5 protein-coding genes are annotated in these 6,897 nt (G+C 35.3%); all 5 read left to right on the top strand.

What is annotated here, in order from left to right:
• Nucleotides 1-1,816 (top strand): T9SS type B sorting domain-containing protein (locus LNQ34_RS17160; protein ID WP_230000569.1); only part of this gene is annotated, 1,816 nt, incomplete at its 5' end.
• A gap of 142 nt (nucleotides 1,817-1,958) precedes the next feature.
• Complete coding sequence (locus LNQ34_RS17155; protein ID WP_230000568.1) at nucleotides 1,959-2,876, top strand: PorP/SprF family type IX secretion system membrane protein; 918 nt, start codon at nucleotides 1,959-1,961, stop codon at nucleotides 2,874-2,876.
• An 11-nt stretch (nucleotides 2,877-2,887) separates the two neighbouring features.
• Nucleotides 2,888-4,822 carry an OmpA family protein gene (locus tag LNQ34_RS17150; protein WP_230000567.1) on the top strand — a complete coding sequence of 645 codons (1,935 nt, stop codon included), beginning with the start codon at nucleotides 2,888-2,890 and terminating at the stop codon, nucleotides 4,820-4,822.
• A 70-nt stretch (nucleotides 4,823-4,892) separates the two neighbouring features.
• Nucleotides 4,893-5,363 (top strand): hypothetical protein, encoded by a 471-nt coding sequence (locus tag LNQ34_RS17145; protein WP_230000566.1) that lies wholly within the window; start codon nucleotides 4,893-4,895, stop codon nucleotides 5,361-5,363.
• 670 nt (nucleotides 5,364-6,033) lie between these two features.
• Entirely contained in the window at nucleotides 6,034-6,567 is a 534-nt protein-coding gene (locus LNQ34_RS17140; protein WP_230000565.1) for a GNAT family N-acetyltransferase, read from the top strand.
• Nucleotides 6,568-6,897: the final 330 nt, after the last annotated feature.

Raw genomic sequence — 6,897 nt, 5'->3', positions numbered from 1 at the left:
AGCCAGTGCACCTGTAGCTTCCGATAATTGTGATAACGATGTGACCAATATCGTTAAAACCAGCGGTCAGTTTGTAGCTTCTCAGTCTTGTGGAAACTCCGGAACCTATACCAATACATGGACTATTAAGGATAATTGCGGTAATACTTCCGATACTTTTACACAAGTGATCACTATCGAAGATACTACCAAACCAACCTGGACGACTCTAATCGGAAGTTTGAATAAAACCATTCAATGTAGTGATACGGCAGGTTTAACTACTGCGCAAGCCAGTGCACCTGTAGCTTCCGATAATTGTGATAACGATGTGACCAATATCGTTAAAACCAGTGGTCAGTTTGTAGCTTCTCAGTCTTGTGGAAACTCCGGAACCTATACCAATACTTGGACCGTTAAGGATAATTGTGGTAATACTTCCGATACTTTTACACAAGTAATCACTATCGAAGATACTACCAAACCAACCTGGACGACTCTAACCGGAAGTTTGAATAAAACCATTCAATGTAGTGATACGACAGGTTTAACTACTGCGCAAGCCAGTGCACCTGTAGCTTCCGATAATTGTGATAACGATGTGACAATCGAGAAAACTACAGGACAATTTGTACCCTCTCCTACTTGTGCAAATGCCGGAACCTATACAAACAGTTGGGTAGCAAAAGACAATTGCAACAATATTACAGATACTTTCATTCAGGTGATTACGATCGAAGATACCAGCAAACCAGTCTTTAATGGAGCCCTTCCGGCGAATATTACAGTATCATGTGATAAAGTTCCTGCACCGGCTAATATAACAGTATCAGACAATTGTAATGCTAATGTGCCGGTAGTTTATACTGAAACAAAAAACAGTATTGAAAATGAATGTAGTACCAATTATATTCTAACCCGAAAATGGACTGCCAGCGATTGCTCCGGAAACACAACTTCCTTTACTCAGGTAATTACTGTTAAGGATACCACTCCTCCAACAGGAACAATTCCAGCAGATGTCACTTTACAAAACATAGCGGATATTCCTGTTGCGAATACGAGTGTCGTAACCAATACTGCAGATAATTGCAGTCAGGCTGTAACGGTAACAGTAAGTGATTCTAATAATGGAGGCACTGGCTGTGGAAACACTCCTTATATCTTAACAAGAACATACACTTTATCCGATTGTGCGGGTAATAAAACAATACTCGTGCAAACCATAACCGTTATACATGAAATTGTTTCGACAGCTCCTTTTGCAATAGAAGCCTGTAATGCCGATACTTCAACGGTTAGTTTATTAGGTCCGCTGCCTAGAAATACTTCTACAACCGGTACCTGGATTGATACCAATAATACCGGTGCGCTAAATGGAAGTGTTGTAACTACTTTTGGGCTTCCGATTGGTAACTATTCATTTGAATATCAAATAAAAGACGAAGCCTGTCCAAGAAGTTTAGTGGTAAACCTTACGGTTAATGATGATTGCAAAGTTTTGGCTTGCGGAACAATACTGGTTCATAACGCATTCTCTCCTAATAACGACGGTATAAACGACCGATTTGTTATCGACAATATTGACGCCACTAGCTGTTATCCTGACAATAGTGTCGAAATATACAACCGTTGGGGAGTATTAGTATTCGATACTAAAAACTACAACAATACCACCAATGCTTTTGATGGCGTTTCAAGAGGAAGAACAACAATAAGCCAGTCAGATGGCCTTCCAACGGGAACTTACTTCTATATTCTTAATTACACCTCCGTAGATGAAAATGGTGCAATAAAAGTGAACAAAAAAGATGGATATTTATATCTTTCTAGATAAGCAGATACCATCCTGATTACATATTTGATCAGTTATCAGGATGGTTTTCAATTGAAAAATTCATGTTCTAAATTCCAGAATTCAATGAACTTATCTTTTAAGATTCAAAGGGCAATAACAATACTTAAATAATATACCTACTATGAAAACAAAACTATTTTCTTTCGTTTTGGTGTTTACCGCTATAGTAAGTTATGCACAACAAGATGCACAGTTTACACAATACATGTACAACACCATAAATATCAATCCGGCATATGCGGGCTCGCGAGGAGCATTGAGTATATTCGGTTTATATCGTACCCAATGGGTCGGACTTGACGGAGCACCGGAAACCAGTACTTTTTCTGTAAATACTCCAATAAACAATAGTAATCTGGGACTTGGAGTTTCGCTGGTCAATGACAAGATTGGACCTATAAATGAAAACACTTTTTCCGCTGATCTTTCGTATACGATACAAACATCCGCAGATTTTAAACTTTCTTTTGGGATTAAAGGTTCTGCTAATTTTTTTAATCTCGATGTTACTAAATTAAACCCGGAAAGTCAGGGTGATCCGCAGTTTCAGGACTTGAACAATAAATTCTCGCCCAATGTAGGAGCCGGGGTCTATTGGCACTCCGATAAGGCTTACATTGGTTTATCAGTACCAAATTTTATCGAAACCAATCGGTATGATGATAATGATTATGCGATTTACAAAGACAGAATCAATTATTATTTAATCGCAGGATATGTTTTTGATCTGGACAAATACCAGTACATCAAATTCAAACCCGCCTTACTCACTAAAATGGTTCAGGGGGCACCACTTCAGGTAGACGTTTCAGCCAACTTTATGTTTATCGAAAAATTTGTGGTAGGTGTTGCTTACAGATGGAGCGCCTCGCTTAGTGCTATGGCCGGGTTTCAGGTTAGTGATGGTTTGTACATAGGATATGGTTACGACCGTGAAACCACAAACTTAAACAATTACAATTCAGGCTCACATGAAATTTTCTTGCGCTATGAATTCTTTAGAAAAAATAGTAAAATGACAACTCCTCGTTTCTTCTAAAATTTTTTATCATGAAAAAATATATACTCCTTTGCACCACCATAGTAAGTGTTTTTTTATCTAACAGTTTTGCGCAACAGGGTAAAATTGTTTCCGGAGACAAAAAATACGATAACTATGCCTATATCGATGCAATAAAAACGTATGAAAGGGTAGCCGAAAAAGGATACCGATCTGAAGATCTGTTTAAGAAGTTGGGAAACTCCTTTTACTTCAATTCACAATTTGAACAAGCTGCCAAATGGTATGGCGAATTATTTGCCATGAATACCGAGGCAGAACCTGAATATTACTATCGATACGCACAGGCATTAAAATCTACCGGAAATACAGCCAAAGCCAATCAGATAATGGAACTGTTCAATAAAAAGTCAAAAAATGATAATAGAGCCAAACTATATGAAACAGACAAAAATTATCTCGATAAAATAAAAGCCAATTCAGGACGCTATACGATCGAAAATGCAGGAATAAACAGTAAATACTCCGATTATGGAACAGCTTTCTATCAACACAAAATTATATTTGCCTCAGCCCGCGATACCGGTAATTTTAGTCAAAGAATTCATAAATGGACCGGTGAGCATTTTACAAATTTGTATCAATCCGATATCGATGAGAATTTTAATCCAAATGCTCCCAAAAAATTCAAATCCAAAATAAACACCAAATTCCATGAGTCGACTCCTGTTTTTACAAAAGATGGAAAAACCGTTTATTTTACGAGAAACAATTACATAAATGGTAAAAAAGGAAAAAATGAAAGCAAAATTACTTTAATAAAAATATACAAAGCTACATTTGAAAACGACGAATGGACCAATATAACAGAGTTGCCTTTTGATAGTAATAATTACAGCACGGCACATCCTGCTTTAAGTCCCGACGAAAAAACACTTTATTTTGCATCGGATATGCCGGGATCAATGGGACAATCTGATCTTTACAAAGTAAATATTAACAGCAATGGAGATTTTGGCGTTCCTGAGAATTTAGGCCCTGGTATTAACACCGAAGGAAAAGAAAGTTTTCCCTATGTAAACGATCAAAATGAAATTTACTTTGCTTCAGACGGGCATCCCGGACTTGGAGGTTTGGATGTCTTTGTGGGTAAACTAAGCGCTACGGATGTAAGTAACATTCAAAATCTTGGAGCCGACGTCAACTCTCCCAAAGATGATTTTTCCTATATAATCGACAGTAAATCGAGAAGAGGTTTTTTTACCTCCAATAAAGATGGCGGACAGGGTTCTGATGATATTTATCAATTTTTAGAAAGAATACCCTTGACCTGTATTCAGGAATTGTACGGTACAATAACCGACCTGGCTACCGGAGAAGTATTGCCCAATACCAAGCTAAGTTTATACTCCGACGGCTTTAAAGTAATAGCAACCGGAAACTCTGATGCAAACGGAAATTATACCTTTCCTGTCGAATGCGGACTAACCTATTTTTTAAGAGCTGAAAAAGAAAAATATTACACCAAAGAAGAAAATGTTACAATTGCAAAAGAAAACGGAAGAACTAACTTATCTATAGCGCTAGAAAAATCAGGCTGCGAAGTAACCATTGGTGATGATTTAGGCAAGTGTTTTGGTATTAAAATGATTTATTTTGATCTCGATAAATCAAACATTCGTCCGGAAGCGGCTTTAGACCTAGAAAAAATTCTTGATGTTTTAAACCAGTATCCAAAAATGAAACTAGACATCCGCTCGCATACAGATAGCCGTGCCACATTTCAATACAACGAAGCCCTATCTGACAGAAGAGCAAAATCTACCATACAATGGCTAGTTAAAAATGGTATAGCACCACAGAGATTAACAGGTAAAGGATACGGTGAAATTGAACTTGTAAACAAATGTTCGGATGGAGTGCCTTGTACCGAAGAAGAGCACCAAATGAACAGACGTAGTGAATTTATTATTACGGCTTTATAATAAAAATGTACCACCAATTAATTTTAGGTTCGATTTTTGTTTTACTTTAGATTCTTATTAATTTAAAATCATGAAATCACTAAAATACTTCTTTATTGCAATGACATTCATTGCCGTAAGCTCTTTACAGGCACAGGTATCTGTTAATGTAAATATTGGAACACCTCCGGCATGGGGTCCGGCGGGTTATACAGATGTCCGTTACTATTATTTACCGGATCTCGAGATGTACTACGATATCAATGCATCCATTTATATTTACATAAGTAATGGAAAATGGATCAGAGCTAGAAATCTACCAAGAAACTACAGAAATTATGACCTTTATAATGAATACAAAGTGGTACTAACCGATTACAGAGGCAATTCTCCATATGACAATTATAAAACTCACAAAGTAAAATATGGTAAAGGTTACATCGGTAAACCACAAAAAACAATTGGTCTAAAACCAGGGAAAGGGAACAACAAAGAATATAAAGATAATGGGCACGGAAATGGAAATGGACATGGAAAAGGGCATAGACATGGCAAACACTAAAACGTAAAAAAGAAAGGGGGTACTTGGCAAGTACTCCCTTTCTTTATATCATAAATCATTTTCCCTTTTAAACTTCAGCTAAAAAAAATCTTTTTAATCACACAAAAAAAATCCAGATTAACCAAAAGTAGTTTTATTCAAAACTTTTAATTTTTTTTCTGCTGTCCGGGAGCATCAGCTTTTGCACTCTTGCTTCCTGACATTTTTTTTGCTTGTGCGGGAGGAATTTTTCCGGAATTAGATGAAGAAGTATGAACCGTATGGACACTACAGCTTATGACAGTTGATGCTCATATAATTACAAATAAATATCTCATTTTTCTAACAGTTTTCAAAGTTTTTTTCAAAGTTACATCTTTTGCAATTACTGAATGAAAAACTGTTTGTGATAGGTATAATTTAGAATCCTTAAAAATATTATCTAGCTTACTTTTATCATTCCTTTTAAATGGAGTTGTCTCCAATTTTGCCGCAAAAGCTAAGGTCCTTAATTTTTCACATTTATCAAAAGGAATTGTCTATCTTTAAAACTATTGAAGAATTTAATAAATTAACTAATTACAAAAATGTAGCTTAACTTTTTCTTTCCTATTTGTTTGCAAATCCAAAATAGCTATACATTTGTGTTAATGGTTAGCCAATAACAACACACAAATATTCACTTAATAAAATGATTTCAATTAAAGAATTAAATAAAGACAGACTTGGTGACTTTTTTCAATACTTGAAAATTCATCTTTCTAAAAATGGAGAGAAAGGAACAACACTTTTTCAACCACTTTCGAAACAACAACCTACACTTTCGAACGAATGGAAAGCAAAGTTTGAGGACGGAATGAATGAAAAGGTTGGATGGAGAAAAATTTGGGTAGCAATAAATGAAGAAGAAAAAATTGTTGGACATATTGACATCCGTTCTCAAAATCAGTCACATGCAGAACATAGAGTTTTACTTGGAATGGGGGTTGACAGCAATTTTAGAAATTTGAAAATTGGTCAAAATTTGTTAGAATTTATTATTGATTATTGTAAAGATAATCGTAAAATTAGCTGGATTGACTTGCAAGTTTTGACAAATAATATTCCAGCAACCAGACTTTACAAAAAAATGAATTTTGAGGAATTGAGCATAACAAAGGATATGTTTAGAATCGATAATATTTCTTATGATTATACTTCTATGACCCTAAATGTTGAAAATTAAACCAAAACTGGAGTTACCTCCTATTTTGCAAAAAAAGCAAGGCTGTTAATTTTTTTGTTCTTATCAAAAAGAATTAATTACTTTTGATAAAACTAGAATTACATCGCTCATTTAAAAACAAGATAATGTTCTCAGAAATAGATTATTCTAAGTTTCGTGGCAAAATCGTGGCACAGTGATTAAAAAAATTAACAAATGCAGTATAAGCAAGGATTTAGACGATTAGGTTCGAATCCTGCTCTCCTTGAAACAGTTGAAATCGTGTCAAAGCAATTAATATTAAAAGGATGTTGTATTTTTCTTTAGATAACTTATCGCTTTGCACTAATT

Origin of the sequence: Flavobacterium lipolyticum (assembly GCF_020905335.1) — a bacterium.
Taxonomy (GTDB): domain Bacteria; phylum Bacteroidota; class Bacteroidia; order Flavobacteriales; family Flavobacteriaceae; genus Flavobacterium; species Flavobacterium lipolyticum.
Note: the sequence above shows the minus strand (reverse complement) of the source record. Positions and strands in the feature narration are given on the sequence as shown.

Coding starts and splice junctions, on each gene's coding strand:
- LNQ34_RS17145 (WP_230000566.1), top strand. CDS start 4,893: ATGAAATCACTAAAATACTTCTTTATTGCAATGACATTCATTGCCGTA.
- LNQ34_RS17140 (WP_230000565.1), top strand. CDS start 6,034: ATGATTTCAATTAAAGAATTAAATAAAGACAGACTTGGTGACTTTTTT.
- LNQ34_RS17150 (WP_230000567.1), top strand. CDS start 2,888: ATGAAAAAATATATACTCCTTTGCACCACCATAGTAAGTGTTTTTTTA.
- LNQ34_RS17155 (WP_230000568.1), top strand. CDS start 1,959: ATGAAAACAAAACTATTTTCTTTCGTTTTGGTGTTTACCGCTATAGTA.